The sequence below is a fragment of the Pseudarthrobacter sp. NPDC058196 genome (genome assembly GCF_042882685.1).
In the GTDB taxonomy this organism is placed as follows: domain Bacteria; phylum Actinomycetota; class Actinomycetes; order Actinomycetales; family Micrococcaceae; genus Arthrobacter.
Genome location: NZ_JBHVVN010000017.1, coordinates 68,093 through 92,379 on the forward strand (window position 1 = coordinate 68,093; position 24,287 = coordinate 92,379).

The 24,287-nt window shown below is 67.3% G+C and carries 26 protein-coding genes; 12 read left to right on the forward strand and 14 right to left on the reverse strand.

The window, feature by feature from the left end:
• The first annotated feature begins 9 nt into the window (after window positions 1-9).
• Window positions 10-972: a LysR family transcriptional regulator gene (locus tag ACFVVC_RS20425; RefSeq protein WP_387457591.1), complete on the forward strand. Its 963-nt coding sequence runs from the start codon at window positions 10-12 to the stop codon at window positions 970-972.
• A gap of 71 nt (window positions 973-1,043) precedes the next feature.
• The gene (locus ACFVVC_RS20430; protein ID WP_387457594.1) at window positions 1,044-1,826 is read left to right on the forward strand and encodes an SDR family NAD(P)-dependent oxidoreductase; all 783 of its coding nucleotides are present in this window, start codon (window positions 1,044-1,046) and stop codon (window positions 1,824-1,826) included.
• A 17-nt stretch (window positions 1,827-1,843) separates the two neighbouring features.
• Here ACFVVC_RS20430 and ACFVVC_RS20435 read toward each other — a convergent pair whose 3' ends face one another.
• The 8 genes from ACFVVC_RS20435 to ACFVVC_RS20470 form a co-directional block, all read right to left on the reverse strand.
• Window positions 1,844-2,614 carry an SDR family NAD(P)-dependent oxidoreductase gene (locus tag ACFVVC_RS20435; RefSeq protein ID WP_387457597.1) on the reverse strand — a complete coding sequence of 257 codons (771 nt, stop codon included), beginning with the start codon at window positions 2,612-2,614 and terminating at the stop codon, window positions 1,844-1,846.
• A gap of 1 nt (window position 2,615) precedes the next feature.
• Entirely contained in the window at window positions 2,616-3,614 is a 999-nt protein-coding gene (locus tag ACFVVC_RS20440; RefSeq protein ID WP_387457600.1) for a fumarylacetoacetate hydrolase family protein, read from the reverse strand.
• A gap of 11 nt (window positions 3,615-3,625) precedes the next feature.
• Window positions 3,626-4,699 (reverse strand): amidohydrolase family protein, encoded by a 1,074-nt coding sequence (locus tag ACFVVC_RS20445; protein ID WP_387457603.1) that lies wholly within the window; start codon window positions 4,697-4,699, stop codon window positions 3,626-3,628.
• Window positions 4,696-5,820 (reverse strand): FAD-dependent monooxygenase, encoded by a 1,125-nt coding sequence (locus ACFVVC_RS20450; RefSeq protein ID WP_387457606.1) that lies wholly within the window; start codon window positions 5,818-5,820, stop codon window positions 4,696-4,698. Before ACFVVC_RS20450 ends, ACFVVC_RS20445 begins: the two co-directional genes overlap by 4 nt.
• 54 nt (window positions 5,821-5,874) lie before the next feature.
• A complete protein-coding gene (locus tag ACFVVC_RS20455) occupies window positions 5,875-6,912 on the reverse strand; it encodes a cyclase family protein (protein ID WP_387457609.1) in 1,038 nt (345 codons plus the stop codon).
• Window positions 6,909-7,871 carry a fumarylacetoacetate hydrolase family protein gene (locus tag ACFVVC_RS20460; RefSeq protein ID WP_387457612.1) on the reverse strand — a complete coding sequence of 321 codons (963 nt, stop codon included), beginning with the start codon at window positions 7,869-7,871 and terminating at the stop codon, window positions 6,909-6,911. Before ACFVVC_RS20460 ends, ACFVVC_RS20455 begins: the two co-directional genes overlap by 4 nt.
• 7 nt (window positions 7,872-7,878) lie before the next feature.
• Window positions 7,879-8,898: a VOC family protein gene (locus ACFVVC_RS20465; protein WP_387457615.1), complete on the reverse strand. Its 1,020-nt coding sequence runs from the start codon at window positions 8,896-8,898 to the stop codon at window positions 7,879-7,881.
• Window positions 8,899-9,174: 276 nt separating this feature from the next.
• Window positions 9,175-10,353 (reverse strand): ABC transporter substrate-binding protein, encoded by a 1,179-nt coding sequence (locus ACFVVC_RS20470; RefSeq protein ID WP_387457619.1) that lies wholly within the window; start codon window positions 10,351-10,353, stop codon window positions 9,175-9,177.
• Between the two features lie 258 nt (window positions 10,354-10,611).
• Here ACFVVC_RS20470 and ACFVVC_RS20475 point away from each other — a divergent pair, with 258 nt between their 5' ends.
• The 4 genes from ACFVVC_RS20475 (at window position 10,612) to ACFVVC_RS20490 (ending at window position 12,498) form a co-directional block, all read left to right on the forward strand.
• Window positions 10,612-10,968, forward strand: a complete 357-nt coding sequence (locus ACFVVC_RS20475) for an ArsR/SmtB family transcription factor (RefSeq protein ID WP_387457622.1) — start codon at window positions 10,612-10,614, stop codon at window positions 10,966-10,968.
• Window positions 10,961-11,404 (forward strand): SRPBCC domain-containing protein, encoded by a 444-nt coding sequence (locus tag ACFVVC_RS20480; RefSeq protein ID WP_387457625.1) that lies wholly within the window; start codon window positions 10,961-10,963, stop codon window positions 11,402-11,404. Before ACFVVC_RS20475 ends, ACFVVC_RS20480 begins: the two co-directional genes overlap by 8 nt.
• Entirely contained in the window at window positions 11,401-12,030 is a 630-nt protein-coding gene (locus tag ACFVVC_RS20485) for a maleylpyruvate isomerase family mycothiol-dependent enzyme (protein WP_387457628.1), read from the forward strand. The genes ACFVVC_RS20480 and ACFVVC_RS20485 overlap by 4 nt, the downstream gene beginning before the upstream one ends.
• 321 nt (window positions 12,031-12,351) lie before the next feature.
• Window positions 12,352-12,498, forward strand: coding sequence for a lmo0937 family membrane protein (locus ACFVVC_RS20490; protein ID WP_109044233.1), 147 nt, complete (start codon window positions 12,352-12,354; stop codon window positions 12,496-12,498).
• Window positions 12,499-12,553: 55 nt separating this feature from the next.
• Here the strand turns inward: ACFVVC_RS20490 and ACFVVC_RS20495 are convergent, their stop codons facing one another.
• Window positions 12,554-13,834, reverse strand: a complete 1,281-nt coding sequence (locus ACFVVC_RS20495) for a Y-family DNA polymerase (RefSeq protein ID WP_387457670.1) — start codon at window positions 13,832-13,834, stop codon at window positions 12,554-12,556.
• A 26-nt stretch (window positions 13,835-13,860) separates the two neighbouring features.
• The gene (locus ACFVVC_RS20500) at window positions 13,861-14,292 is read right to left on the reverse strand and encodes a LexA family protein (protein WP_387457632.1); all 432 of its coding nucleotides are present in this window, start codon (window positions 14,290-14,292) and stop codon (window positions 13,861-13,863) included.
• Between the two features lie 89 nt (window positions 14,293-14,381).
• Here ACFVVC_RS20500 and ACFVVC_RS20505 point away from each other — a divergent pair, with 89 nt between their 5' ends.
• The 3 genes from ACFVVC_RS20505 (at window position 14,382) to ACFVVC_RS20515 (ending at window position 16,408) form a co-directional block, all read left to right on the forward strand.
• Window positions 14,382-15,200 carry an HAD family hydrolase gene (locus ACFVVC_RS20505; RefSeq protein ID WP_387457635.1) on the forward strand — a complete coding sequence of 273 codons (819 nt, stop codon included), beginning with the start codon at window positions 14,382-14,384 and terminating at the stop codon, window positions 15,198-15,200.
• 106 nt (window positions 15,201-15,306) lie between these two features.
• Complete coding sequence (locus ACFVVC_RS20510; protein ID WP_387457638.1) at window positions 15,307-15,570, forward strand: hypothetical protein; 264 nt, start codon at window positions 15,307-15,309, stop codon at window positions 15,568-15,570.
• A 28-nt stretch (window positions 15,571-15,598) separates the two neighbouring features.
• Window positions 15,599-16,408, forward strand: a complete 810-nt coding sequence (locus ACFVVC_RS20515) for a glycerophosphodiester phosphodiesterase (protein ID WP_387457640.1) — start codon at window positions 15,599-15,601, stop codon at window positions 16,406-16,408.
• 13 nt (window positions 16,409-16,421) lie between these two features.
• On the opposite strand, the gene ACFVVC_RS20520 is transcribed toward ACFVVC_RS20515, so the two are convergent.
• The 3 genes from ACFVVC_RS20520 to ACFVVC_RS20530 all read right to left on the reverse strand — a co-directional run bounded on the left by ACFVVC_RS20520 (window position 16,422) and on the right by ACFVVC_RS20530 (window position 20,842).
• Entirely contained in the window at window positions 16,422-17,453 is a 1,032-nt protein-coding gene (locus tag ACFVVC_RS20520) for an EAL domain-containing protein (protein ID WP_387457643.1), read from the reverse strand.
• A gap of 175 nt (window positions 17,454-17,628) precedes the next feature.
• Window positions 17,629-19,179, reverse strand: a complete 1,551-nt coding sequence (locus tag ACFVVC_RS20525) for a putative bifunctional diguanylate cyclase/phosphodiesterase (protein ID WP_387457646.1) — start codon at window positions 19,177-19,179, stop codon at window positions 17,629-17,631.
• 19 nt (window positions 19,180-19,198) lie between these two features.
• Window positions 19,199-20,842, reverse strand: coding sequence for an ATP-binding protein (locus ACFVVC_RS20530; protein ID WP_387457649.1), 1,644 nt, complete (start codon window positions 20,840-20,842; stop codon window positions 19,199-19,201).
• Window positions 20,843-21,050: 208 nt separating this feature from the next.
• On the opposite strand from ACFVVC_RS20530, the gene ACFVVC_RS20535 reads away from it, so the two are divergent.
• A complete protein-coding gene (locus ACFVVC_RS20535) occupies window positions 21,051-21,827 on the forward strand; it encodes a class I SAM-dependent methyltransferase (RefSeq protein WP_387457673.1) in 777 nt (258 codons plus the stop codon).
• A 199-nt stretch (window positions 21,828-22,026) separates the two neighbouring features.
• Entirely contained in the window at window positions 22,027-23,151 is a 1,125-nt protein-coding gene (locus ACFVVC_RS20540; RefSeq protein WP_387457652.1) for a glycerate kinase, read from the forward strand.
• Between the two features lie 31 nt (window positions 23,152-23,182).
• Here ACFVVC_RS20540 and ACFVVC_RS20545 read toward each other — a convergent pair whose 3' ends face one another.
• Entirely contained in the window at window positions 23,183-23,707 is a 525-nt protein-coding gene (locus tag ACFVVC_RS20545; RefSeq protein WP_387457655.1) for a DUF6328 family protein, read from the reverse strand.
• A 136-nt stretch (window positions 23,708-23,843) separates the two neighbouring features.
• Between ACFVVC_RS20545 and ACFVVC_RS20550 the strand changes: the two genes are divergently transcribed.
• Window positions 23,844-24,197, forward strand: coding sequence for a hypothetical protein (locus ACFVVC_RS20550; protein ID WP_387457658.1), 354 nt, complete (start codon window positions 23,844-23,846; stop codon window positions 24,195-24,197).
• The last annotated feature ends 90 nt before the right edge of the window (window positions 24,198-24,287 follow it).

The following is a 24,287-nucleotide window of genomic DNA, read 5'->3' on the forward strand; positions in this document are numbered from 1 at the left end:
CCTGTGGGTATGAAGAACCTGGACCTGAACCTGCTGCCCCACCTTCAGGTCCTGCTGGAACTGAAGAACATCACCCGGGCCGCTGAGCGCCTCCAGCTCAGCCAACCGGCCACCAGCGCGGCAATGGCCAGGCTTCGGCGCCATTTCGACGACGAACTCCTGGTCCGCAATGGCCGCACGTACGACCTGACGCCCTTCGCGCAGTCCCTGGTTCCGCTGGTTGATGAAGCCATGCTCCACATCCAGCGGGCCACCCGCGTCCGCTCCGGGTTCGATCCGGCATCCAGCGAGCGGGAGTTCGTGATTGCCGCCTCCGACTACGCGGCGGCGCTGATCGTGGGCCCGCTCCGGCGCATCCTGCGGGAGGAGGCGCCCGGGGTCTCCGTGGATTTCGTTCCCACGTCAAAGTCCGGGATCCAGGGCCAGATGGCTGACTACTCCAAGATCGACCTGCTCGTCGGGCCCACCGGGTACCAGATGCAGGGGGCCAGTCGGCAGCTCTTCCGGGACAGCTTCATGGCCGTTGCGGATGCCGGCAACCCCCTGCTCCAGCAGCCCCGCCTTACCCTTGCCGACCTGGCCACGGTGCCCCACGCCGTCGGCTACTTCGGGGAGGGCATCAGCACGCCCGCGGACAAGCTGTTCGAATCGCGCGGTATCCAGCGCCGGGTGGCCGCCGTGGTGGGCGGGTTCTTGTCGTTGCCCCTGCTGGTGGAGGGAACGGACCTGGTGGCGCTGGTGCCGGGGATGCTGGCGGCCCGGGCCCAGCGCGGCGCCGACATTGCGGTGCTCCGGTTCGACGACGATGCGGAAGCGTCCCTGGTGGAGGCCATGTACTGGCACCCCTCCCAGGCGGAGGACCCTGCCGGCGTCTGGCTGCGTTCGGTGGTGCAGCGTTCCTGCGCCCGGCTGCACGAACTCTTTCCTGCCGCCGCCCACCCCCTGACCATCCACGAGGCGGATACCATCTAGACCCAGGACGGCGTTCGCCGCCGGGCCGGTTCCTGCGAAAGTCGAAGAAACATGCTTTCGGAAGGAACCCCATGCCCGTTTCCAGCCAGCGCCTGGCCGGCAAGACCGCCGTCATCACCGGAACGGCCAGCGGCCAGGGCAGGGCCGCAGCGCTTGCGTTCGCTGCGGCCGGTGCCGTGGTGGTGGGCTGCGACATGGATGACGTAGGCGCCGCAGCCACAGTCGCGGCGGTCACGGCGGCCGGGGGCCGGATGGGCAGCAGCAGGGTGGACCTGGCGGACGAGGCCGCCGTGGCCGCCTGGGCACGCGACGTTGCGGACGCCTACGGGCAGGTGCACATCCTCTACGCCAATGCGGCCATCACGCGGTTCGCCCCCGTGGAGCAGCTCACGTACGCCGACTGGAAGTGGAACGTGGAGCACGAGATGGACGTGGTGTTCCTGCCCGTGAAATACTTCTGGCCGCAGCTGACCGCCGCGCGGAACGCAGCCATCGTCCTGGTGGGTTCCACCGCCGGGGTGACGGGCTCAATGACCAATGGCCGGTTGGCGCACACCGCCACCAAGGGCGCCGTGGTGGCCATGACCAAACAGCTGGCGGCCGAAGGTGCGCCGCACGGGCTGCGCGTCAATGCCGTCAGTCCCGGCATGATCCGCACCGCCGCCACTGAGGGCAACCTCCTGGCCCCCGACCACCCCATGCGGTCCATCGCCGGCAGCATTCCCTTAGGCAGGATTGGCGTGCCGGAGGAAGTGGCCGCCTGCGCGCTGTTCCTGGCGTCCGACGAAGCGTCCTACGTGACGGGAGCCAACCTGATGGTCGACGGCGGCTGGTCGGCGGTGCTGCCGGGCTGACCCGTCCTGCGGGACGGTCAGCGCAGGGCGTCGGAGACCGACTTGGCCCCGCCATGGCCTGCCTGGCCGCCGTCGACGGGGATTTCCGCGCCGGTCACGAAGGAGGACAGCGGGCTCAGGAGGAAGAGCACGACGCCGGCCACCTCCTCCACGCTGCCCGTCCGCCCCAGCGGCGTCTCGGCCAGGGTGGCCTGCCGGAATTCCGGTTTGGCACCCTGGGTCATGGGGGTTTCGATGAAGCCCGGGTGGACCGTGTTCACCCTGATGCCGCGCGGGCCAAGCTCCATGGCTGCCACCTGGGACAGGCCGCGCAGTGCCCATTTGCTGGCGGTGTACGCCACGGGGTAGTGCGCCGTCAGTCCTGCCACGGACCCAACGTTCACGATCGAGGCCCCGCTGCGCATCAGGGGAGCGAGGGCCTGGATGCCCAGGAGGCTGCCGGCGACGTTCACCTCGTAGACTCGCTGCAGGTCAGCAACTGACGCGTCCAGCAACCGGCTGCGCTGGGTGATGCCCGCGTTGTTGACCAATCCGTCCACCTGCCAGCCCTGGGACCGGATCCACTCGGCGAGTTTAGCCCAGCCCGGGCCGTCGGTGACATCCAGCTGCCGGTAGGTCAGCGGCCCGCCTGAGAACACCGCGCCGAGCCCAGGCGGCGGCTCCGGACCGAGGTCGGTGGCGATGACGCGCGCCCCGGCGTCCACCAGGAGCCGCGCCTCGGCAGCACCTTGGCCCTGGCCGGCGCCGGTGACCACCACCGTCCGGCCCGCCAGGTCGAGGCCAACCACCCTAGGTCCCTGGGGAAACCGCGGTGGCAACGCGGTTTCGTGGCCGCTTCCGCGCGGGAACCCGGGTCACGGCTTCGCGCCGGGCGCCCACCGTGTTCTCGATGCTGCCGATGCCTTCCACGGTCATCCGGACCACGTCACCGGTTTTCAGCGGCGGGGGAGTCTGGGCCCCGTTGCGGCCCCAGAGTTCCGCCAGGCAGCCGCTGCCGCACGTGCCGGAGCCCAGCACGTCGCCGGGCCGCACCACGGAATCCTGCGACGCATAGGCCACCAGCTCGGCGAACGGCCAGCCCATGTTGGAGAGGAGGTCCTGCCCAATCGGCTGCCCGTTGACTTCGACGGACATGGAGATCGGCAGGAAGCCCTCGGCGTCGTGGCGGTCCTCGAACTCGTCCGCGGTGACAATCCACGGCCCCAGGGTGTTGGCGAAGTCCTTGCCCTTGCACGGGCCCAGGCTGACTTTCATCTCCCTGCGCTGGAGGTCCCGCGCGGACCAGTCGTTGAGCACGGTGTACCCGAAGATGTGCCGGTGGGCTTGCGCGGCGTCCAGGTTCCGTCCGTCGCTCCCGGGAACGCGTCCGACGACGGCGGCGACCTCCGTTTCGAAGTCCAGGTCCGTGCAGCCTGCGGGAATTCCGATCACCTCGTGCGTGCCGGTGACGGTGTGCGGGTTGGTGAAGTAGAACGTGGGTGCCTCGTACCATTCGGGCACTACGCCGGCCACACCGTCGATGCTCTTCCGCACTCCCTCCACGTGTTCCTCAAACGCCACGAAGTCCCGGATGGTGGCCGGTGCCAGCGGGGCCAGCAGCTGCACATCCGCCAGCGGTACGGGTGCGGCGGATGCGGTGACTTTCCGGGCAAGGTCCAGTGTCTCCTGCAGCCCGGAATCCAGAAGCGTCTGCACGGACTGGCCTGCCGGCAGCGCGTAGCAGTGTTCGCCGTCCACGAAGCCGGACCGCGTTGCGCCGTCGTGGTTCCAACGGGCGATCTTGACCATGTGCGTGTTCCTTAAGCGTTGGGGCGGGTGGCCAGGGCGGCCGCCGCGGTGATGCCCAGGGCGCGTGCGTTGCTGCCCAAGACCCGGGCCTCGTCGTCGGCCGGGAGTGCGGCAGCCTGGACCTCGTCCACCGGGAGGTCGGACCCCATGTCGAACGGGTAGTCCGAGCCGAGCAGCACCTGCTCCGGCCCGGCGGCGGTAACGAGGGCCCGCAGTTCAGCCGGGCTGTGGACCAGCGAGTCGAAGTACAGCTTCTGCAGGTAGGACGACGGCGGCCGGGCGCAGCCATGTGCCTCCGGCCGCACCTTCCAGGCATGGTCCGACCGGCCCAGCGTAGTGGGCAGGTAGCCGCCGCCGTGTGCGGCCAGGACCTTCAGCGCGGGGTGGCGGTCCAGGACTCCGCTGAAAATCAGGTGCGACAGGGCCACCGCGTTTTCGGCTGGCTGGGACACCGTGTTGGCGAGGTAGAAGCGGTCCAGCCGCTCATCCAGCGAGCAGCCGAACGGGTGCAGGAACACCACGGCGCCCAGCTCTTCGGCACGGCTCCAGAACGGTTCCAGCCGGGGGTCCGAGAGTTCAATGGTGCTCCGTTCCGGGTCCCCGGGAGTAGCGGCGAAGGACCCGATCTCGACTCCCAGCAGGCCGCACTCCAGGACGGCGTGTTCCAAGGCATCCACCATCAGGCCCGGGTGCTGGAGCGGGACCAGGCCCAGCCCGTTCAGCCTCCCCGGCGCGCGGTCCACGAAGTCACGGACTGCCTGGTTGGCCTGCTTTGCCACGTCCAGGGCCAGCTGTTCGCCCGCAAAGTAGTAGAAGTGCGACGGCGACGGCGAGACCAGCTGCACGTCCACGCCCTGGGCGTCCATGTCCGCCAGCCGGCGGTCCAGGTCGGTCAGCTGCGGCCAGCGTTCCTTGATCATCCGGCCCGAGGCGGCCATGGATTGGGGTCCGTTGCGGCGCACCTCCAGGGCCTGCTGGGCGCCGAAGCCGTCCGGGTCGGCCTCGGCCACGAGCTGCTGGAGGGCCGGCAGCAGGATGTGTGCGTGAACATCCACCGTGGGGTTCGTGCCGGGATGGGTGCTCATGCCGGCTCCTTCAGCATGACGGACAGGCCGTGCATCAGGCCGGGCACATCGGCGTCGCGGACACCGTCGAGCATCCACTGGCCGAGCTGGACCGAGGCGTTCACCACTGCCGTGGCACGGTCCAGCCGGCGGTCACTGAACTCCTTGAACAGGGTTTCGGTGACGTCGTCGGCCTTGATCACCAACTCGGCCAGGACGGCTGCGTCCTCCAGGGCCATGGCCGCACCCTGTGCCACCGTCGGGGGGCAGCTGTGCGCGGCGTCGCCGATGATCACCGTGCGGCCGCGGTTCCAGGGTCCGTCCACCAGGTGGGTGGTGAACCACGTGTAGTTGATGCGGGCACTGTGGTCCAGGTTGGCGCGGATCTCGTTCCACGGGCCGCCGTAGGCTGCGGCGAGTTCGGCCATGATGCGGGGGCCGTCCTCGTGCTTGCGTTCCTGGGCCTTCTCCACCAGATAGGCGTAGATGGTGTCCGGGCCGGTGGGGCAGTAGCCGGCGATGAAGCAGGGGCCGCCGTAGGTGAGGTCGGTCCGGACCACTTCCGCCGGCCGCTCCACGAACGCCCGCCAGATGCCCATGCCGGTCGGCTGGGGTTCCACGTCGATGCCAATAGCCTTGCGGACGGCCGAGTGCAGGCCGTCGGCGCCGATCAGGAGGTCGTAGGTGGCCTTGCCACCGTCGGCGGTGCCCACGGTGACCGAACCGCCGTCGTCAGTGATGCTGGTGACCGTCCGGCCGTAGCTGATCCGGGCCCCCGCCTGTTCCGCCCGTTCACGGAGGATGGCCGTGAGGTCCGGCCGGTACATGCCCATGGTGGCCGGGAGGTCGTCGCCGCCGGTGCGGATGTCCTCCAGGACGGCGAGCACCGTGCCGGCCGGGTCCGGGGCCCGCAGGCCGAGCGTGCTGAAGGCGTAGCCCTTGCCCTCCACCTGGTCCCAGACGCCGAGCTGGCGGAGGACGCGCAAGGCGTTCCCCTGCAGCGTGATGCCGGACCCAAGGGTCTGCGGGGCGTCTGCCTTCTCGAGGACTTCCACCTGGATTCCGGCGTCGGCCAGGAGGATGGCGGCGGCCAGCCCGGCGGCTCCCGCCCCCACGATTCCGACGTTCTGTACTGCTGCCATCGCTGACTCCTTTGTATTGACGGCGTTACTGCTGGTGGTTTGTTGTACTGAAAGCTACCGGACGGCGATCGGGTTGACCGGTGATCCGACGGCCCCGGTGATGGGGAGGGGAGCGGCCGTCAACAGGAAGTCGTACCTGCCGTCCGCCGCGCACGCCTCGGCCAGAGCGTCCGGGTCCCACATCTCGCCGAGGAACAGGCCCAGGTTGGGGATGGCGATCTGGTGGAGGGGCTGGAAGGCGCCGTCGAACTCGTTGGGCCGGACCTCGAAACCCCAGGTGTCGGTGGCGATGCCGGCGATCTCACTGCGGTGCAGCCACGGCGCGGTGGTAAAGGACAGTCCGGGTGCGGGGCCGCCGGCGTAGTCGCCCCAGCCATCGCGGCTCACCCGGGTGTATTGCCCGGTGCGGATCACCACGATGTCGCCGCGCCGAACCTCGGAGCTGGGCCCCTGGAGTTCGATGGTCCGCTCGAGGTGTTCGGGGGTGATGGCGAACCCGTCCGGCAGCTCGCCGTCGTTCCGTCCCAGTTCGGGACCAAGCGCGCGGGCGACGTCGAGGAGCACGCCGCGGGTGACGATCTTCGCCGCAGCGGTTTCGATGCCGGTGACCAGATCGCCTTCGGAGGTGACGACGTCGCCGGCTGCCCGGCCGTTCCAGGCCTTGCCCTGGTCGAAGATGTGGCCCAGGCCGTCCCACTGCGTGGAGCATTGCAGGGGCATGGCAATCACGTCGTCCGCGCCGCCGAAGCCGTGGGGGAAGCCCTGGTTGCCGCGTTCGGCGTCGACGCCGGTGTCTGTCATGGTGTGGACCGGGTTGGTGCGGCGGCGCCAGCCTTTTTGCGGGCCGTTGGTATCGAACGGTTGGGAGAGCGAGAACGCCTCACCGGTCCTGACCAGCGTCGCGGCTTCGATCCGCTTGGCGGCATCGATGAAGTTCAGGGTGCCCAGGACGTCGTCCTGGCCCCAACGGCCCCAGTTGTTGTGTTCCCGGGCCATGGTGCGGATGCTGCCGAGCGGATCTTCACGCCGGATAGCCGGGGAATCAATGGATTCCCCGGCTCCGGTGGCTGGTGCTGTGTCCTGGGTGGTCACTGCCTGTTGCTTTCGGTGGTGGGTTCGTCCTTGCAGAGGATGCGCTGGGTGCCGAGTCCCGTGATGGTGCCTTCCATGACGTCGCCGTCCTGGAGGAGCCGTCCCCAGTGCTGGCCGTTGCCGGCCGGGCTTCCGGTGAGGACCAGGTCGCCGGGGCGCAGCGGCATGATCTGGGAGGCTTCGCTGACCAGTTTGGCAACGCCGAAGATCATGTCCGAGGTGGACTCGTCCTGCATGGCCTTGCCGTTGAGCTTCAGGGTCACCTGGACGCCCTGCGGGTCGCCGAAGTACTTGGCTGGCACCAGCAGGGGGCCCGTGGGCAGGAAGCCGGGGGCGTTCTTGGCGCGGTACCAGTCCGAGCCGATGGCGGGCATGTCTTTGCGGAAAACGTACTCGCGGGTGGTGATGTCATTGACCATGGTGTACCCGAAGACGTGCTCCAGGGCTTCCTCCGGGGTGACCCGGAACGCCGTCTTCCCGATCACCGCGGCCAGTTCAAGCTCCCAGTCGTGCGACTTGCTGTAGGCGGGCAGGGTGAGATCGTCCGTAGCGGACGCCACCGCCGTCGGAAGCCCGATAAAGAAGTACGGCGTGCCCTGGCCCGCGCGCTTGTCCATCATCGCTGCCGTCTTGGCGCGCACCTCCTCCGCGTCTTCGCCCGGCTCGCGGTGCGCCACGGCCAGGTCGATCACGTGCTTGCGGTAGTTGGCGCCCGTCTGCAGGATCTGGGCCGGCTCCACGGGAGCCAGGACCTCGACGTCGGCCGGCGCCAGGCCGGTGTCCTTGCCCGCAGAGGCAGCCAGGGCATCCAGTTGGCCTTCCGTGGTGTCCCAGTGCTCGATCAGCGAATTGATGTCCCCGTCCAGGGGCAGGACCCTGTGGTCAACCAGCAGGCCCGCGCGGGCCTTGCCGCCGCCAGGCTCCTGGAACCGGATGAGTGCGTAAGGTGCGTCGGCCATGGCGCCGTTAGCCCCGTCCCTGCTTGGCGTACGGGTTCAGGAGCGCTTCCTTCATCTCCGGCGACGCCCCTTCCTCGGTGGCGGTGAAGCCTTCGGCCGGCGGGAACGACTCGGTCATGGAGTGCGGCATGGCGCCGTTCTTGTAGAAGTTGTTGGAGCCCTCCGACGGCTTCCAGGTGTTGGCCTCCCAGTCCGGGACGTAGTTGCGGTAGCCGCCGGAGTTCAGCTCCACGCGCAGGCCGGACGGTTCGCGTAAGTACAGGAAGTTCTGCTCGCCTACGCCGTGGATGGAGGGACCGTATTCCATGGGGGTGCCGTTCTCCATCATGACGTCCGCGGTGCGGAGCAGGTCCTCTGTGGTGTCCACCCAGAAGGCGATGTGGTTGACGCGGCCGGCACGCTGGGACGTGTCCTTGACGACGCCCAGGTCGTGGGATTTTTCGTTGGTAGTGAGGACCGAAAAGACGGTGATGGGGGCTTCGTCGAGGTCCACGAAGGCCATCACGCGGAAGCCCAGGGCGTCGCCGTACCACTTGGCGAAGCCGCGGACGTCGGAGGCTGCGACGGTGACGTGGTCCAGGAAGCGCGGTGCTGCGGCGTGGCTGCTGCGGCGCTCCGGGCGGTCCGGGTAGGTGGATTCGAAGCCGGGCTCGGCGACGAACTTTTCCACGTCGTAGAAGAGGCGCATGTGGTGGCCGTAGGGGCCGGTGAATTCGTAGGCCTTGCCGTATCCGGGGCCGCCTGCGGTCCAGGTGCCCTGCACTCCGGTCGCTTCGATGCGCTGGGCTGCTGCTTCGAGGGCGGCCTGCGAGTTGGTGCGCCAGGCCATCCGGCCCAGCGATGCTTCCGGTCCTTCGGTGACCACCAGGCTGTAGCGGTAGTAGTCGCCCCAGCAGCGGAGGTAGACGTTGCCGTCCACGCGGTCGACGATGCGCATGCCGAACTTTTCCTCGTAGAACCGTGCGGACGCTTCGACGTCCGGGCTGGTGATTTCGAGGTGGGCAAGATGGGAGAGGGGAGTTTCCACGTTGAAGTCCTTCTGGGTTTACCGGCTGCGGTTTGGTGCAGGTCCTGTTACCACTGTGAGGCACTTCATATATTCGGGGAATGGCAGGTTTTCGATATCAGATATCCGCCACGCTGATACTCCAACCCCCGGCAACGCCCGCTCACTTGTTGCTCCCAAAACGCCAACGCCCGCTCACTTGTTGCTCCCAAAACGCCAACGCCCGCTCACTTTTCTAAAGAAAGTGAGCGGGCGTTGGCCGGTAGAGGGTAATAAGTGAGCGGGCGTGGGGAGGTGCTATTCCTTGCCGAGCCCCGCCGCCGAGGTCTTATCGCCGGACACGCTGTTGAGCGCCCGCAGGTCGAAGATACCGTTGATATCGGCCTGCTTTGTGGTGCCGGCGGTCACGCCGTCGGCAAGGAGCTTCTGGTAGGTTCCGGCTAGCGGGTCCACGGTGAAGACGATGTTCTTCAGGGACCGGTCAATGACGTCTGCTTTCAGCTCCGCGCCGGCGGCTTCCTTCAGGGCGGAATTGATCACTGTGGCCTTGTCTGTGGCAGAGGCATTGTTCAGCCACTCAACCGATTTCACGTGGCCCTTAAGCAGCGCCTTGACGGTGTCCGGGTGGTCCGCCGCGAACTTCTGGTTGACGATCAGGATGGTGGTGGGGAACTCGCCCGGCTTGCCCGAGAGGGAGCCGTCCCAGAGGTCTTTTTCATCCACCAGCACCTTGGCGCCGGCGTTCAGCACCAGGCGGGAGGCCCACGGCTCGGGCAGCCACGCGCCGTCGAGCTTTCCGTCCTGGAACAGTTTGAGGGTCTGGGCGTTCTCGGTGGGGTTGATGGCGACGTCGCCACTGCCGTCCACATTCGTTTTGTAGCCCTGCGATGAGAGCCAGGCCCGAAGGGCGACGTCCTGGGTGCCGCCCAGTTGGGGCGATGCGAGGGTCTTGCCCTTGAGGTCTGCGGCGGAATTGATCTCCGGCTTGACCACAAGCTGCGCCCCGCCGGCGGCAGCTCCGGCGATGATGCTCACCGATTGGCCCTGGCTCTTCACGAACGAGTTGATGGCCGGGTTGGGGCCGATGTACGTGGCGTCGATGGCGCCCGCGTTCAGGGCTTCAATGGCGGCCGGACCGGCATTGAAAACCTGGGTGCTGAGCTTGGTGCTGCCCAGTTCCCCGGCGATAAAGCCTTTGCTGACGCCCACCAGCGCCGGGGCGTGCGTGACGTTCCCGAAGTAGCCCAGCTTCAGCTCGGCTGCCGGATTGCCGGCCGGGGCGCCCTCCTGGGTTGCCGCCGGGGCGCCACCGTTGACGGCGGCGGCGACGGCGGCGCCACCGCCAACCAGGGCCAGGATTGCGGCGGCGATGCCGATTTTCAGGCCCAGGGGGCGCTTGGGTTTGGCTGACTGGCCGGCCACGATGCGCGTGGAATTCTGCTGGTTCTGAGGACCATTGTCCTGCGGGTTGGTCATGGGGATTCCTTTGCTGGGGCGGATGCTGAGACGAGGTTACGGAGCGCCCACCGGGGCCACAATCGTTTGTGTCGCACTGGTTCACCCGGCGACGCGAACGCGCAACGCGGCGTCGCGGAGCGTCAAGAAACGTCGTGAAGCGTCTTTTTCGGGAGTGCGCGCCAGCCCCGAAATGGTGGCAATTAACGGTGTATTTTGCTTGACGGTTAATTAGCCAATCAGTAAAATAACGGGTATGAAGAAGTTCCGGAGGCCCTCATGACAGTGGTGGAAGACCAGCGGCTCGACGCGATGTTCAGCGCGCTTTCCGACCCGACGCGCCGGGCGATCGTGGTTCGGCTCGCCGCCGGCGACGCAACCGTTAATGAACTGGCGGAACCGTTCAAGCTGAGCCTCCCGGGCATCTCCAAGCACCTGAAGGTTCTCGAAAGATCGGGATTGATCAGTCGAGGCCGGAAAGCCCAGTTCCGCCCGTGCCACCTGGAGCTGCAGGCCCTCGATGTCGCTGCCGGTTGGATCGAGGAGAACCGGCGCCTCTGGTCCGAGCGCTTCGACAAGCTCGACCAACACCTCCGCATCCTGCAGGAACCCCCGAATGGAGACCGCCATGAATGAGAACACCCTCCGCTTCACCCGCATTTTCGAGGCGCCACGGCAGCTGGTCTTCAGTTGCATGGTCGAGCCCGAGCACCTGACCAACTTCTGGGGTCCTAAGGGCGTCAGCACTCCCTTGGACACAATCACCGTGGATGCCCGGGCCGGGGGTGCCTTCACCACCGTCATGGTCAACGATGGCGATGGCAGCACCTATCCGACCAGCGCAAGGTACCTTGAGGTGAACCCGCCGGAACGGCTGTCGTGGATTGAGGATCATTCGGGGATGACCGTGACCATCACCTTCACCGAGCTCGGAACGCGCCGGACCCAAGTCGACATTGAACAAACCAACGTTCCGGCGCCAATGCTGGACCCCGCCGCCCAAGCCGGATTCCTCACCTCCCTGGACCGCTTCGAGACCTACCTGGCCCAGCGCGCCGGAGCCCACCGATGAGTGCGGGCAGCCACCCCATGGCGAACATCGCGGCCGAGCGGCGGGCCTTCACCAAGATCCTGGAAGCGCTGCCCCGGCAGGCGTGGGACACCCCCTCGCTCTGCGCCGGCTGGCGCGTGCGGGAGGTCGTCGCGCACATGGCCATGCCCCTGCGCTTCTCCACCCCGCGGTTCATCGGCGAATTGCTGCGCTCCCGCGGCAACTTCGCCCGCATGGCGGATCGGGTCGCGCGCCACTACGCCCAGGAACCGGTCAGCACGTTGCTTCACCGCTGGCGCGCGAACGAGGACACGCTGTGGAAACCACCCGGCGGCGGCCTCCAGGGAGCCCTTACCCACGACATCGTCCATGGACTGGACATCACCATCCCGCTCGGCCTCAAACACCCGGTCAGCGACGCAAGCCTCCTCACGGTCCTCGACCATGCGACCAGCCCGCTCAGCCGGAAGCATTTCCGGCTTGACCTGGCCGGCGTCCGGCTCGAAGCCACCGATCTGGACTGGGCCTTCGGAGACGGCGAACCCCTCCGCGGCGCCGCCCACCACCTCCTGATGGTGCTCATGGACCGCCGGCTGCCCAACGGCGCCCTCGCCGGCGGGGCAACTGCCCGGTTCACCAGCGCCTGATCCTGCCCCGGCCCGGCGGGTTCCGGGAGAACTGCTGGGATACTGCATTCCAGCGCGAAATCCCGCGCAAAGGGGACACGTTTATTTTTTGATGCTCTGCCATTTCCAGCAGCGGCATCCTGAAATAGTCTGGGGTTCACCACGCAATTTCGGTGTGGGGATTCAGCGGGTCACCACGATGATTTAACGGCCGGGCTGATGAACGGAAGCGGCATGGGGGCCTGGAGTGGGAGGTAGGGGTGTATTCCTTGCAGTAGGCCCGGCCAAGGCGCCGTACTGCACGTGCAGCAGTTCCAACGAATAACAATGCAGGAGAAATTCATGTTGCTTTGGATCGCTATTATCATCGCCGTTCTCTGGCTCCTCGGACTCCTCGCCAATATTGGCGGCGGCCTCATCCACATCCTTTTGGTTGTTGCCGTGGTAGTCCTGATCTTCCACTTTGTCCGGGGCAGGTCCCGCGCCTGATGGGCGCACGGGTCCCCGCCGCCGGCCCTGGTGCCGCCGGCGGGGACCCGAAGGGTCAGGCGGCCTTCACCAGCGGCAGTTCGTCCCAGTGAGTTGTGTACCGGGGTGAACGCATATTGCGCTTCATGGTCCAGTCAAGGCCGGACTTGACGCCTGCGTACCCCAATCCGATGGAGCCCCGCCCAAAGCGGCGGCTGACGTCATCCAGCAGCGGCCCGATGCCGCGTTCCTCGTGCCGGTTTTCGAAAGGCTCAAGCGGCGGCTGGTTGCCGGTGGGCCGAAGATCGGTCAGCATCAGGCCTGCCTTCGCGTACTTGAGCCCTTCCCGGATTTTCGGCAGCAGCGCGTGTGCGGCCCTGGTGAGCAGGAGCGGATCCGCGGTGGGCATGGGAAGCCGGACGCACACCGAAGGGTACGCCTGCTCCTGGTTCCGGAACGGCGAGGTGGCTGCGAACGCCGTCAGCACCTTCGCCTGGAGACCGTGCTTGGACAGCCGTGCGCTCGCCTGCTGGCTGTAAATACCCAGCACCTCCCGCAAGCCGGCAGATGTGGTCACCGGGGTGGCGAACGAGCGGGAAAAGATCAATTGGTCGCGGCCAACGCGCTCCTCCTCCATGGGAATGCAGGGAGTGCCACGCAGTTCGAGGACCGTGCGCATCAGCACCACCGAAAACTTGTCCCTGATCACCACAGGGTCGGCGTGCATCAGGTCCAGCACGGTGATAATCCCCATGGCATTCAGGCGCTTGGCCAGGCGCCCGGCGACGCCCCAGATCTCGTCCACGGGCAACCGGTCCATCAAGCCCTCCCGCACCGGCGGCGGCACTGAATCCCAGAGGCATACCCCGCCAAATGCGGGATTGTTCTTGGCCCACTTGTTGCACAGCTTGGCCAGTGTTTTGGTGGGAGCTATCCCTACGCACACCGGAACCCCGACATGGCGCAGCACGGCCTCCTTGATCCCGCGGCCAAGGACCCGCAACTGGTCCGGTTCGCCCTTGACGCCGAGGAACGCCTCGTCAATGCTGTAGACCTCCAGCCACGCCGAGTAGCGGCCGAGAAGTTCCATGACACGGGCGCTGATGTCCCCGTACAGCTCATAATTGCTGGACTTGGCCACCAGGCCCCATTCTTTGGCCCGCGGCGCGAGCTTGAACCACGGTTCTCCGGTGGAGATGCCCAAGGCTTTCGCCTCGGGGGACCGGGTAACGGCGCAGCCGTCATTGTTGGACAGGACGACCAGCGGCCGGCCTTCCAGGGAGGGATCGAAGGCGCGCTCCGCCGAAGCGTAGAAACAGTTGACGTCCACATGGGCGATCTGCGGCATCCTGCGCATGGGGGCCGGCCTAGCCACGATGCTCCTCACACATGATGCAGGCACCGGGTGGCAACGCCCCAGATGGTCAGCTCGGACAAGGCCGGTACCCGGATGTCCGGATACCGCGGGTTTTCCGCTTGCAGCACCACGCCGTTCCCGGTGATGCGCAGGCGCTTGACCGTCAGTTCTCCGTCCAGGACGGCGATCACCACGGACCCGTCCCGCGGCTCCAGGGCCCGGTTCACAATGAGCTCGTCGCCGTCGCTGATGCCCGCGCCTTCCATGGAGTCCCCCGTCACCCGGACCACGAACGTGCTGGTGATGTCCTTGATCAAGTGGGCGTTCAGGTCGATCCGGCCATCGAAGTAGTCCTGTGCGGGCGACGGAAACCCCGCCGCCACTGCCACGGGCGAGATCAGCACCGAGAACAAGGAGGCGCCCGCGTCTATCACGCGGGGACCAATAATAACGCCCACAACACACCTTTATTCGAAAATATGTTCGATAGTTCAGTGTAGCGCCGAAGGCCGACAACGGGACCCGGCGGCCAACGTAGACTTGCAGGATGCGGTTGGTTGCAAGCGATATTGACGGAACGATCCTTGGGCACGACGGAAAAATCAGCCCGCGCACCATACGCGCCTTCCACGCCTGCCGGGATGCCGGCGTCGAACTGGTCTTCGTCACCGGGCGCCCTCCGCGCTGGCTTCACCCGCTTGAGGAGCAGCTGGGCCACGCCGGACGGGTGATCTGCTCCAACGGTGCCGTCGTCTGGGACCTGGAAGCGGACCGCCTGGTATCCGCCCGTGCGCTGGAGACCGCTACTGTCCTGGAAATCCGCCACATCATCAAGGACATCCGGCCCGCCGCGCTGTTCGCCGCCGAAACGCTCACCGGGTTCCACCTTGAGCCGGGCTTCATCGAAAACGAATCCAGCGAACTCCTCGCCGAGTTCACTCCGGCGCCGCTCCATGAAACGCTCACCGGGGACGATTCCGTGGTCAAATTCCTGGCCATTGTCCGGGAGGGCACGCCGGACGACTTCCTCGCGGAAGTGGGGCCCGCCGTCGGACACCTGGCCGCCGCCACCCACTCCTCGCCCGGAGTGGCCATGCTGGAACTGTCCCTCCCGGGCGTGAACAAGGCCGTTACCCTCGCTGAATATGCTGCCGCGCTGGGAATCGATGCCGCCGACGTGGTGGCCTTCGGCGACATGCCCAACGACATCGAAATGCTCCGCTGGGCCGGGCACGGCTATGCGATGGCCAGCGGCCACCCCGAGGCCATCAGGGCGGCGGGCCGGCAGGCACCGCATTTTGACGACGACGGCGTGGCCCAGGTCCTGGAGGCAAGGCTGGCAGCCCTGGGCGTCCAGTTTTCCTGACTCCCGCCCCGTACTTCCAGCTGGCGCTCACCTGGCGTTTACCTTTCATCGGTAGCGTCAAGGGTGGAGGGTACGCCCCTCCCCGGCCGGCTCACAGGGGGTTCCGATGGCACGAAGCGTCAAACAGCGCGCAGCAGACGCGCCGCTGCGCAAGGCAACGCCTGATCCGCACTGGAAGCAGTTGCGCCAGGGCGACAGGGTCCGTGTCCTGCTCTCGCCCGGCTTCCAAGCGAGCGGGGTAGTGGACACCATTACCGCGGACCACAGCGCCGTCTGGGTCCACCTGGATGGCGGCCGCGGGCGCATGCTGCTGCACTGCGGCGACGGCGTGGACATCCTGCCCTGCGGCGAGACCGACTGCCGGGACTGACGGTGCGGGCCTCGGGTACGCTCGCAGGGTGACCCTGCCCTTCTTCCAACACCCCGACGACGCCGGACGGCAGCTTCCCATCGCCATGGCCCACCGCGGCTTCTCGGTGGACGGGCTGGAAAACTCCATGGCCGCGTTCCGCGCCGGCGTCGAACTAGGCTTCCGTTACCTCGAAACGGATGTGCACACCACGGCAGACGGCGTGCTGTTGCTGTTCCACGATGAATTCCTGGACCGGGTGACCGACGGCAAAGGCAGGGTCGGGGACCTTGCCGCAGCGGAGGTGGCGAAGGCGCTGATCAGCGGCCGTGAACCCATTCCCACGTTCGACGAGCTGGTCACCGGGCTGCCCGGTGCCAGGCTGAACCTCGACGTCAAGGACTGGAGTTCGGTGCGGAGCACCGCCGCCGCGATCGAGCGGCACCAGGTGCACCACCGGGTGCTGGTCACCAGTTTTTCGGACCGACGGCGACGGGCGGTCCTTAAGCTGCTCAGCCGGCCGGTTGCCTCCTCCGCCGGTGTGGCCTCCAACGCCCTCTTCACGCTCCTGGGACCTGTCCTCCCGCGGCGGGCCTTCCGCCGGATCATGCGCCGGACGCTCCGCGATATCCAGGCACTGCAGGTTCCCGTGCGGTACGGACGGGTCCCGGTGGTCACCCCGGGCTTCATCCGGCGCGCCCACGACCTTGGCTTGGTGGTGCATGTCTGGACCATCAACGACGCCGCTGAGATGCACCGCCTCCTCCAGCTGGGAGTGGACGGCATCGTCACGGACCGGGCGGACCTGCTGCGCGAGGTGCTCACCGCACGCGGCCAGTGGCCGGCGCAGGAACCCTAGGCTCCGTGCGGGACTACTCGCCGGGGCTGGCCAGGTGGCGCTCCAGGCCGTCCACGTCCAGGCGGGTGTTCCAGTTGGCCCAGTCCTCAGGCCGCACCGAGGGACGGCCCAGCAGGTAGCCCTGGCCGGCGCTGATGCCGAGCTCCGTCAGGACCTTAAGCTCGCCCACCGTTTCAATGCCCTCGGCCACCAGGGTGATGCCGATCTGGTCCGTGAAGTCCACCAGGCAGGCGGCGAGGGCGCGCTGGACGCCGTCCTTGTCGACGTCGCCGATCACATTGCGGCCGACCTTGAGGAAGTCCGGCCGCAGGTGGATCATGCGGCTCAGGGCGCCGGCTCCGGTGTGGGTGTCGTCCACAGCGATCCGGAGGCCTTTTTCCCGCAGCGGATTGAGTGCGGAGATGAACTGTAGGTATTCCTCTTCCGGAATGTCTTCGGTCAATTCGAGCACCACGCGGTCGATGGGGAGCTCGATGTGCTCGAACAGTTCGGGCAGCCGCGGGTCCATGCAGGACGTGGGGGAGATGTTGAGGGACACGTACAGCGACCCGGGCAGGTCACGGGCTGCAGCTGCGGCCGAGCCAAGGGCGGAGAACTCAAGGTTCGCGCCCAGGCCCACGGCCTCTGCCTCGGCAAACCAGAGTTCCGCGGTGGCGCCGTCGTCGCTGACGAAGCGCGAGAGCGCCTCCGCGCCCACGACGGTCTTTCCCTCCAGCCCGTAGATGGGCTGGAAGGCGGTCATCAGCATGTGGTTTTCCAGCAGGGCGCTGATTCGGGACGCGCTGCGGATGGCGTCCAGCTGCTCAGCCAGCTTCGGCGGCAGTGCGGGCGGCGCCAGGCGCAGCTGCCGGACGGATTCAATGGTTTCCGACGTGTTGGCGTCGCTGCTCCGGGCCTCCAGGAGATATTCCAGCAAGGCCCGCTCGGGCACGCCGGGATTCTCATCGAGGCTGTTGCTCAGCCGCTGCCGGACAGCGGCTCCCGCGGGATCCGCATCCGCCAGTACTGCGGCGATAATTCCCCATGCCTGTACACGAACCGACATTAGCTACGCCCCCAGTTGACGAAGTAATGACCCATTGGCCCATTAATGTTCAATTTCAAAAACGCCTTTTAGAGTCCGGTGCTGCTGTGAGACCTGAAATTCCGCGGCGACGAAAAAACCGGACACCGCACGCTGATCGTATAACGGCGGCCACGAAAGCGCAGTAGTTTGCGCACTACTGGTTAGCGCTTTCCGCCCGCTCTTTCAATAAAGCGGGGATCTGGTCGGGTGGGACCGGCCGGCCGAAGTAGTAGCCCTGGGCGCTTCGGCAGCCCAGGCCGCGAAGGATCTCCGCCTGCTCCGCCGTTTCCACGCCCTCCCAGACAGCTTCCAGCCCGCAGGCACGCACCAACTGGAGGACTGCCGCCACCAGGGCTGGCTGGCTGGGATCGCTCTCCAGGCCGGTGATCAGCGACCGGTCAACCTTGACCCGGTCCACCGGCAAACGGCGGAGGTAGCTGATGGATGAGTAGCCGGTGCCAAAGTCGTCGATTTCAATGCCCACGCCCAGGCCCCGCAGGCCGCCGAGCGAGTACCGGTCCAGCTCATTGCCCTTGACGATGGCCACTTCCGTCAGTTCCAGGACCACCTGCTCGGGCCGGACGCGGGTTTCCTTCAGGACATTGCGCACGTCTTCGATGAACTGCAGGCTTTGGAGGTCGGTGGCGGAGATGTTGATTCGCACGGAGAAATCGCTGTCCACCAGCGAGGCATCGATCCATTCCCGCAGCTGCCACACAGCGGTCCTGAGGACCCACAGGCCCAGTTCGGAGATCAGCCCCGCTTCCTCCGCCAGTGGAATGAACTCGTCCGGCATGATGAAGCCCCGGGTGGGATGGTTCCAGCGGACCAGCGCCTCCACGCCCTCGACGCGTCCTGTGTTGAGCTCCACCACCGGCTGGTAGTAGAGGGTCAGCGCGTCCTCCTTGATGGCGGCGCGCAGGTCATCCACCAGCTGGCTGCGGAGCCGCCGCATCAGCAGCAGCGCGGGTTCGAACCGGTGCAGCTTGTTCTGGCCCTCCGCCTTGGAGGCGTACATGGCGACGTCCGCCTCCATCAGCATGTCCTCCGGGCTCTGGCCCTCGCTGCCCAGGCTGAGCCCGATGCTGGCACCGCAGCGCACGCTGCGGCCGGGGAGCTCGATGGGTTCGCTGAGCGCCGCCAGGATGCGGTGTGCCACGATGGCGGCCTGGTCCGGCGACGCCGAGGGCATCACGATGGCGAATTCGTCGCCGCCCAGGCGGGCCACGACGTCGGAAACGCGCACCGCGCCCCGCAGCCGTTCGCCCACGGTCACCAGCACCTGGTCGCCGGCGGTATGTCCAAGGCTGTCGTTGATCGACTTGAACGAGTCCAGGTCCATCAGCAGGATCGCCGGGCACTCCCCGGCCGGTTCCAGGCTCCTTCCGTCCACGGCCAGCAGGGCGGTCCGAAGGGCTTCGATGAGGGCGGACCGGTTTGCCAGGCCGGTCAGGGGGTCCTGCATCGCCATTTTCTGCATTTCCAGGTGGGCCTCGTGCAGCAGTTGGGTCCGGACCTGGACCCGTTGTTCGAGTTCCTCGTAGATGATCTGCAGGTCCTCGGCCAGCAGGTTGGTGCCCATGATGATGGCGTCGAGTTCGTCCCGGGCGGGGGAGACCTCAATCCGGGAGGTGAGGTCGCCGGAAGCGAGCCGGACAATGCCTTCCAGCAGCTGGGAAAGCCGGGGGTCGTCGTCGGCAAACATCGCCAGTCCTCCTTCCCGCTTAATTGACCTGGGCGTGGTCGGTGCCAAGGGGAAGGCTGACCGTCACTGTGGTCCCGGCGCCCAGGGTGGAGGCCACATCGATTCTGCCGCCGTGGCGGTCCACGATGTCCTTGGAGATGGCCAGGCCCAGGCCCGTTCCCGGGATGGCCCCGCTCATGGCGTTGGAGGCCCGGTAGAAGCGGGTGAACACATGGTTGATCTCGTCGCTGGATATGCCGATGCCGGTATCGGCGATCCGGACGGTGGCCCATTTGGAGCCGTCGGCGCCAGCGTGGGACTCGCTGCCCACCTCGATCCGTCCGCCGCTGGGGGTGAACTTGATGGCGTTGGACACCAGGTTGGTAAAGACCTGCTGGAGTTGCACCTCGTCAGCAAGGATCTCCGGATCCTCGGGAACGGGATCGACGTCGATGGTGACGTTCTGCAGCGTTGCCAGCGGCCGCAGCGCGGCGGCGACCAGGTCAAGGGTCTGCCCCAGGCGCACCGGTGCCCGGTGCATCATGGTGTCGTCCAGGCCGCCGCGCGAGACGCTGAGCATATCCTCGATGAGCGTCCGCAGCCGTTCGGTGTTGCGGACCACGATGTCCAGCATCTGGTGGACTTCCTTGGATACCGGGTGCTCAGTGCTCTCCTGGATCATGTCCAGGTAAGCCATGATCGAGGTCAGCGGTGTCCTTAGCTCGTGGTTCACGGTGGCCAGGAAGTCCGTCTTTGCCTTGTCGAGTTCCCGCAGCTGCTTGACCACCTGTTGCTGGCTGTTGATCAGGTGGCTCTGGATCAGTCCGTACGCGGCGTTGCCCGCCACGTGCTGGATCAGCCCCAGTTCGGCGCTGGACCAGGTCCTGGGCCGCTCCATCATGGCGATCCAGATGATGCCGAGGGACGAATTTCCTTCGCCGATGGGAACTGCCAGGGTGGAGGCGGCCCCGGCGACGGCGGGTGCTGGCCTGGCGGGGGCGTCGGCGTCGGCCTCGCTTCCTTCGGTAGACAATGTTTCCGTGCCTGCCCAGAGTGCATCTGCCGTAGCGCGGGCTTCGTCCTCGCCGGGCAGCGCTTCGGAGGGCAGCGCCACCAGCCCGCGCCGGTGCCAGGTGGCCGTGATCACGGGGACTCTGTGGTCCTCGAAGGTGGCCAGGACAACGTAGTCGGCCTTGAAGGTCCGGCCGAAGCCCGCTACGACGTGGTTGGCAATCTCTTGGGGATCGTTGGTGGCGCGCACTGCCGCGGAGACTTCACGCAACTGCTCGCGAAGCCCCTCCGCCTCCTGCCGGGAGGCGCGGCGGTGGGATACCTGCTCGATAAGGACCGACGCGCGGTGGACCAGTTCCTGGGGTGCGGGCGGCTTGGTGATGCAGTCGTGGATGCCGGCAGGGTTGGCTGCCGCAATGTCCGCGGGATCGTCCAGGTCCACCAGCACGAGGACCGGGGCCGTCGTCCGGACCGCTGAGAGCGGCGCATCGGCGATGATGACGGAGGGTTCGCCGGCGTCAAGCAGCCGGGCCAGGGCATTGGTGTCTGCGGCTTCCAGGACGGTGTAGCCGGCCTCCCGGAGGGCGTGTGCGTTGAGGGCCCGGCGGCCGGCGTCGGGATCGGCGACGACGGCGGTGCGGGGCAGGCGCACGTCACTCGGGACAGCCGTCACAGTGCTCCCTTCCCTCCCAGTTGAGTACATTGTAGGGGGATGCGGGGTGCCGGGGGCCACCACCGCCTTGCCGCGCCCCAGCGGGGCGTTCATGGCAGGGGCGCGCCGTAATGTGGCGGAAGGTGCGCCGGCCGCGGGGGCGGGAACATATATTTGAGCCGTGCCATCCCCACCAAGACCGACATCGTCCGCCTGGCGGAAGTACCTGATGATCCCCAAGCTCGTCAGGTTGTCGCGGAGCGCTCCGAAGGACCGGCACGAGGCGTGGGACCAGTACTGGGCCGGCATCACCGCCACCGGCCCGGGCGGCGAAGTCCTGTGGGACTCGGGCAGCGACCACGAATTCCTCGGCTATAGGGACAACCTCCTGCGCTACCTGGACCCGGCCCTTCCGGTGGTGGACACCGGCTGCGGGCACGGCAGCTTCACCCGGGCGCTCGCCGGGGCCTTCCCAAGGGTGGTTGGCGTGGATGTTTCGCCGCACGCGGTGGACATGGCGCGGCGGCAGTCCGCAGGAGGCGCCGGCCCCGCCTTTGAAGCCCGCGATATGACTGCGCCAGGCGCCGGCGCTGCCCTGGCCGAGTCCATCCGTGCGGGTGGTGATGGTGCCAATGTCTTCATCCGCGGAGTCCTGCACGTCCTCGATCCCGCCCACCAAAAGGCGCTTGTGGAAAACCTGCGGACCCTTGCCGGCAACCGCGGCACCGTCTTCATGGCGGAAACCAATTTCCACGGGAACCCGGTGGAGTACGTCTCCCACCTGGGCGCCTCCCCGCGCGGCATCCCCGCGCCGCTGGAACTGGCCATCCGCGGGCTGCCGATGCCCGGGCATTTCGGCCCCGAAGAACGCCAACGTGCGTTCCCGCCGTCGGACTGGGATCTCTTGGAAGACGGCCCCGTTGCCATCGAAACCAATCCGGTGACGGGCGTCCCCGGACAGGACCGGGTGCCCGGATACTATGCGGTGGTCCGTCCCCGTCGGTAGCTCCCGGCACCAGGAGCCTGACCGTCAGGTCCGCGGATGACGACGGCCGGCCCGGCATTGCCGCCGGACCACGTGGGCGCGCCGGCGCCACCGACCGGCCCTGCGGGCCCGAACTCCGCCGACCCGCCTGACTCCGCCACCGCGCCGTATTACGGAAGTGGCAAGCGCTTTCCCGGGGATAACTGGCAAGATGGAGCGCATGCGCATTCTTATTGCTCCGGACAAGTTCAAGGGGTCCCTCACGGCGGCTGAAGCGGCCGCCGCCATCGCCGAAGGGGCACTGCGGGTCTATCCGGATGCCGTGGCCACCCAATTCCCCATCGCTGACGGCGGGGAGGGCACCCTGGAGGCCGCCGTGGCGGCCGGGTACGAGGAGCGGCTCAACGCCGTGGTGGGACCGATCCTGGCCCCCGTCGGCGCCGCGTGGGCCATCCATAAAGCGGCCGGCGGCAAGGTCACGGCAGTGATCGAAACGGCACAGGCGTCCGGGCTGGCTGACATGGAACCGACCCCCGCGAATGCCCTGCGCGCGCACAGTTACGGCTGCGGCCAGCTCATCGCCGCCGCCCTGGACGCCGGCGCCACCGAGATCGTGCTGGGCCTGGGCGGTTCGGCAATGACCGACGCCGGGAGCGGAGCCCTGCGCGCCCTCGGATTGAAGCCCCTGGATGCTGCCGGGAATGTGGTGCCGCTGGGCGGCGGGTCACTGGCCGACGTCGTATCCCTGGACACATCCGGGCTGGACCCCAGGCTCGCCGCCACCACGTTCCGGATCGCCGTGGACGTCCGCAACCCGCTGTATGGCCCGTCCGGCGCGGCCCACGTCTTCGGCCCCCAGAAGGGTGCGGACCCGGAGGCCGCGGAATTGCTCGACGCCGGCCTGCGCAACTGGGCGTCCATACTGCGGGAAGTGACAGGCCGGGACGTGAACGTCCCCGGAGCGGGCGCAGCCGGCGGCTTCCCGGCGTCGTTCCTTGCCTTCACTGACGCCACGCTGGAGGGCGGTTTCGCGCTGGTGGCCGGCCTGACCGGCTTGGCCGGCCAGCTGGACAGCGCGGACCTGGTGATCACGGGCGAGGGGTCCATGGACTCGCAGTCGCTCACCGGCAAAGCGCCGATTGCGCTCGCGGATGCAGCCCGGGAGCGCGGCATCCCGGTAATCGTGGTGGCCGGCCGGATCCTGGTGACCCTCGAAGACCTCGCCGGGCATGGCGTGGTGGCCGCGGCGCAGTTGCTGGACGTCGCAGCGAGCCCGGACGACGCCGTCGCCAATGCGGGAAAGTACCTCGCCTGGGCAACAAGCCAGGTGCTCGAAGGCGCCTAGCCGGGCGGGGCGCCTTTAGTCCGCCCGCGCATTACCGCTCCTTGCCGGGAGGGCGCGGGGAGGCCTTCCCCGAGGCCCGCTTGTTGAGTCGGAGCGGGACGAACACCAGCAGCACCACCATGACGCCCAGCAAGGCTCCACCGGCGGTAATTCCGGCCGAACGGCCGGCCGTGACGTCGAAGACGAGGGCGGCCGTTCCCGCGCTGAGCAGGGCGATGCCGCCAAGGGCGATTTTGGTGATGGTGTCAGCGCTGGACACCAGGGTTTCTTTCAGCCGTTTCCGGAAAAGCCTCCGGTGCACGCTGACCGGCAGGAGGATGAAGGCGGTGGTCAGGGCCGCCACCACGACGTTCGCGAGGTAGAGGCCCACCTCGACGTCATCAAGGGTTTCAAACCGCTGCTGGAACGGCAGCGTCAGCAAGAAGCCGGCCAGGATCTGCACCCCGGTCTGGAGCACGCGAAGTTCCTGCAGGAGTTCCGCCCAGTTGCGGTCCAGTTGCTCCTCGCGGGTCTCATTCCGTCCCGTCCGGCCCGTGTAGTCCTCCACGTCGGACACCGGTCCTCCTTCCTCGCAGGGCCCAGGTCTTCTTTCTACTCCTCCCACGCCTGGAAACAAGGCGGCCCGTTGCGCTTGCACCCAGATTTGATAAGTTTGCTGATTATTACCCGCAGTTGGGACAACAGGAGGAAGCATGACGCAGGAAAACCAGCAGGCTGAACCCGAGACGGCCCCGGGCGGCTACGGCACCCCCACTGCCGAGCAGGAAGCGGCCGGCACGCAGGGCCAGGAGTCCGCCGCCGGGTCTTCCGCCGGCGCAGACACCAACGAACCCCAGCAGGGAGCGGGCAAGGAACCCGTCCCGCACGATATGGATCTCCCGTCCAGTGCCGCCGAAATCGATGAGTCGAATGACGATTCCCAAGGATCGGCGCCTGTCTCCTCCGAATCCGGCCAGGAAGCCACGGGCCTTCCGGACGGCAGCGGAAACGACCTCCCCCAGGAGGAATCCCCGAATGACGACGACGAGAGCTTCGACGCCGGATAAGGCACCTGACCCCGGCTGCACAGCCGTGCGGGGCCTGGGGTGAGCACCGACACCGCTGGAACGCTGCGGGGACGCCGGAACGTTCCGGCG

Coding starts and splice junctions, on each gene's coding strand:
- ACFVVC_RS20425 (WP_387457591.1), top strand. CDS start 10: ATGAAGAACCTGGACCTGAACCTGCTGCCCCACCTTCAGGTCCTGCTG.
- ACFVVC_RS20430 (WP_387457594.1), top strand. CDS start 1,044: ATGCCCGTTTCCAGCCAGCGCCTGGCCGGCAAGACCGCCGTCATCACC.
- ACFVVC_RS20440 (WP_387457600.1), bottom strand. CDS start 3,614: ATGGTCAAGATCGCCCGTTGGAACCACGACGGCGCAACGCGGTCCGGC.
- ACFVVC_RS20445 (WP_387457603.1), bottom strand. CDS start 4,699: ATGAGCACCCATCCCGGCACGAACCCCACGGTGGATGTTCACGCACAC.
- ACFVVC_RS20450 (WP_387457606.1), bottom strand. CDS start 5,820: ATGGCAGCAGTACAGAACGTCGGAATCGTGGGGGCGGGAGCCGCCGGG.
- ACFVVC_RS20460 (WP_387457612.1), bottom strand. CDS start 7,871: ATGGCCGACGCACCTTACGCACTCATCCGGTTCCAGGAGCCTGGCGGC.
- ACFVVC_RS20470 (WP_387457619.1), bottom strand. CDS start 10,353: ATGACCAACCCGCAGGACAATGGTCCTCAGAACCAGCAGAATTCCACG.
- ACFVVC_RS20475 (WP_387457622.1), top strand. CDS start 10,612: ATGACAGTGGTGGAAGACCAGCGGCTCGACGCGATGTTCAGCGCGCTT.
- ACFVVC_RS20480 (WP_387457625.1), top strand. CDS start 10,961: ATGAATGAGAACACCCTCCGCTTCACCCGCATTTTCGAGGCGCCACGG.
- ACFVVC_RS20485 (WP_387457628.1), top strand. CDS start 11,401: ATGAGTGCGGGCAGCCACCCCATGGCGAACATCGCGGCCGAGCGGCGG.
- ACFVVC_RS20490 (WP_109044233.1), top strand. CDS start 12,352: ATGTTGCTTTGGATCGCTATTATCATCGCCGTTCTCTGGCTCCTCGGA.
- ACFVVC_RS20495 (WP_387457670.1), bottom strand. CDS start 13,834: ATGCGCAGGATGCCGCAGATCGCCCATGTGGACGTCAACTGTTTCTAC.
- ACFVVC_RS20505 (WP_387457635.1), top strand. CDS start 14,382: ATGCGGTTGGTTGCAAGCGATATTGACGGAACGATCCTTGGGCACGAC.
- ACFVVC_RS20510 (WP_387457638.1), top strand. CDS start 15,307: ATGGCACGAAGCGTCAAACAGCGCGCAGCAGACGCGCCGCTGCGCAAG.
- ACFVVC_RS20520 (WP_387457643.1), bottom strand. CDS start 17,453: ATGTCGGTTCGTGTACAGGCATGGGGAATTATCGCCGCAGTACTGGCG.
- ACFVVC_RS20525 (WP_387457646.1), bottom strand. CDS start 19,179: ATGTTTGCCGACGACGACCCCCGGCTTTCCCAGCTGCTGGAAGGCATT.
- ACFVVC_RS20535 (WP_387457673.1), top strand. CDS start 21,051: ATGATCCCCAAGCTCGTCAGGTTGTCGCGGAGCGCTCCGAAGGACCGG.
- ACFVVC_RS20540 (WP_387457652.1), top strand. CDS start 22,027: ATGCGCATTCTTATTGCTCCGGACAAGTTCAAGGGGTCCCTCACGGCG.
- ACFVVC_RS20550 (WP_387457658.1), top strand. CDS start 23,844: ATGACGCAGGAAAACCAGCAGGCTGAACCCGAGACGGCCCCGGGCGGC.